Raw genomic sequence first — 2037 nt, forward strand, 5'->3', positions numbered from 1 at the left:
GCCTGCGCTTGCACGGCAGCCTCGACCAGCCTGCGCTCCAGCGCGCGTTGGATCGTATCGTGGCCCGTCACGAGGTCTTGCGTACGACCTTTATCCAACTGCCGGGCCAGGAACCGGAGCAGCACATTGCTCCGGCCGATATCGGCTTCAATCTGCAATTGCAGGTGCTGACAGGACAGGCGCAGGCGGAAGAGACGCTGCTGGCCATCGTCGCCGAAGAAGTGGATGAGGGCTTCGACCTGGAACAGGGGCCGCTGGTGCGTGGGCGTCTGATCCGCATGGCCGATGACGACCATGTGTTGGTGGTGACCATGCACCACATCATCTCCGATGGCTGGTCCGGCGGGGTGCTGACCCGTGAACTGGGCGCGCTCTACGAGGCGTTCCGTCAAGGCGCTGAAGATCCGTTGCCGGCGTTGCCGGTGCAGTACGCGGACTATGCGCTGTGGCAGCGCAACTGGCTGACCGGCGATGTCTTGCAGCAGCAACGGCAGTACTGGCAGCAGACGCTGGCTGGCGCGCCAGCCTTGCTGGCCTTGCCGACTGACCGGCCGCGTCCGGCGCAACAGGACTACAGCGGGCATATGGTGACGCTGGCGCTCGATGCTGACCTGACCCGTGGCCTCAAGGCCCTGAGCCAACGCCATGGCAGCACCTTGTTCATGACGGTCATGGCCGCTTGGGCCGCGTTGCTGGGCCGCTTGTCCGGTCAGGATGACGTGGTGATCGGTACACCGGTGGCCAACCGCATGCGTGCCGAGGTGGAGGACCTGATCGGGTTCTTCGTCAACACCCTGGCGGTGCGCGTTGATCTCTCGGCTGCACCGAGCGTCGAAACCTTGTTGCAGCAGGTCAAGCGCCAGACCCTGGCGGCTCAGGTCAACCAGGACCTGCCGTTCGAGCAGGTGGTGGAGGTGGTGCGTCCGCAGCGCAGCCTGTCCCACAGTCCGCTATTCCAGGCGATGTTGTCGTGGCAGAGCAACGAGAAGGCCGATCTGGCGCTCGGCGACATGGCTTTGCAAGGCGTGGAAGTGGTCGCTTGCACAGCCAAGTTCGACCTGACTCTGGACATGGTTGAAGTGGGCGATCGCCTGTACGGTTCCCTGGAATACGCCACCGCGCTGTTCGACGAAGGCACCATGGTTCGTTACCTCGGTTACTTCCAGCGCTTGTTGGAAGCCATGGTCGCCGATGACCGCCAAGTGCTGGAGCAGGTGCCGCTGATCGATGCCGTCGAACGCGAACAACTGCTGGTGGGCCTCAACGCCACCGACGTGCCTTACCCGCAAGACAGCACGATTCATCAACTGTTCGAGGAGCAGGTGCTGGCGCAACCCGAGGCCATCGCGGTGGCCTTCCAGGCCCAGCGCCTGAGTTATGCCGAGCTGAACCGCCAGGCCAACCGCCTGGCCCATCACCTGATCGGCCTGGGTGTCGGCCCGGATGATCGGGTAGCGATCTGCGTCGAGCGTGGCGTGGAGATGATGGTCGGCCTGTTGGGCGTGCTCAAGGCCGGTGCAGCCTATGTGCCGCTGGACCCGGCTTACCCAGCCGAGCGCCTGGCCTACATGATCGAGGACAGCCAGCCGTCGGCGCTGCTGACCCAGCGCGCACTGCTGGAAAGCTTGCCCGCACTGGACTTGCCGTTGCTGTTGCTGGATGACGAGCCACGGGAAACCTTCGCCGAGCGTGATGACAATCCTGTGGTGCCAACTCTGGGCGCGCGCCACCTGGCCTACGTGATCTACACCTCCGGTTCCACCGGTAATCCGAAAGGGGTGATGATCGAACACCGTGGCCTGGTCAACTACAGCCTCGATGCCGCCCGCCTGTTCGGCCTGACGCCGGCGGACACCGTGCTGCAACAGAACACCTTGAACTTCGACCTGTCGGTGGAGGAAATCTTCCCGGCGCTGCTGGCCGGGGCCACCCTGGCGCCGAGCCGGGAGATCTTCGGCAGCGAGGGTACCCAGGATCACGGCATCCGTCCGACCTTCCTGCACATGACCGCCGCCCACTGGCACACCCTGGCCGCCG

The 2037-nt window shown here is 64.6% G+C and carries 1 protein-coding gene; it reads left to right on the forward strand.

Going from position 1 to position 2037, the window contains the following annotated elements:
- The coding region (locus HX866_RS33980; RefSeq protein ID WP_177141291.1) for a non-ribosomal peptide synthetase at positions 1–2037 on the forward strand (2037 nt) is incomplete at both ends.

It is taken from the genome of Pseudomonas gingeri (genome assembly GCF_013386165.1).
Classification (GTDB): domain Bacteria; phylum Pseudomonadota; class Gammaproteobacteria; order Pseudomonadales; family Pseudomonadaceae; genus Aquipseudomonas; species Aquipseudomonas gingeri_C.